This window comes from Acinetobacter sp. ME22, assembly GCF_022012315.1.
Taxonomy (GTDB): Bacteria; Pseudomonadota; Gammaproteobacteria; order Pseudomonadales; family Moraxellaceae; genus Acinetobacter; species Acinetobacter brisouii_A.
In genome coordinates this window covers 1-270 of record NZ_JAKLTL010000059.1, presented here as the reverse complement: position 1 = coordinate 270, position 270 = coordinate 1, and the positions used below count along the sequence as shown (strand labels likewise).

Here is a 270-nt window from a genome sequence, read left to right as displayed (position 1 = left end):
GGAGGATAATCACACTTATTTCATCGATGATGCTAAATTATGGGTACATAATACCGACTGTGAAAATAAAACCACTAAAGCTTTAACTGGCAAAGAAACGGTAGATATTTTGCTTGAATATCAAGATGTACTACGAGAAGCAGCAACTGGGCAAGTTACCAAATCATTTTATATGCCCTAAAATAATAAATCAGGCTTTACTAAAGATATAAAAGAAAAGTTTGAAGTGATAATTGCAAAACTTTTGCAAATCAAAAAAATTACGGATAA

1 protein-coding gene is annotated in these 270 nt (G+C 31.1%); it reads left to right on the top strand.

Features of this window, described 5'->3' with window-relative positions:
- Positions 1 to 181 (top strand): hypothetical protein (locus LVY74_RS17680; RefSeq protein ID WP_237816152.1); only part of this gene is annotated, 181 nt, incomplete at its 5' end.
- Positions 182 to 270: the final 89 nt, after the last annotated feature.